The sequence below is a fragment of the Streptomyces sp. P17 genome (assembly GCF_032436805.1).
Lineage (GTDB): Bacteria > Actinomycetota > Actinomycetes > Streptomycetales > Streptomycetaceae > Streptomyces.
The window spans coordinates 1-242 of record NZ_JAVRBF010001376.1; the positions used below are offsets into that span (position 1 = coordinate 1).

1 protein-coding gene is annotated in these 242 nt (G+C 47.9%); it reads left to right on the forward strand.

Going from position 1 to position 242, the window contains the following annotated elements:
* Positions 1-55 precede the first annotated feature (55 nt).
* The coding region (locus RMT89_RS45030) for a hypothetical protein (protein WP_315889534.1) at positions 56-242 on the forward strand (187 nt) is incomplete at its 3' end.

Here is a 242-nt window from a genome sequence, read left to right on the forward strand (position 1 = left end):
GGCCGAACGAGTACGTCAGCTGGGTATAGAAGGAACCTTGGCCGGGGACTGTGTCATGCTACACGGCTCTCAATCCGTTTTTACTGTGGACCATTGGGATGGCGAACTCAGACAGCGTTTATTAAATAACGAAATTTACTTAACGGCACCGTTAGCTGGTAGTACCGATAAACCTTTAGTAAAAGATGCGGCAGAAGCCTTTGAGTCAAGTCTGTTACAACCTTACGGAAACTGGCTGCAGG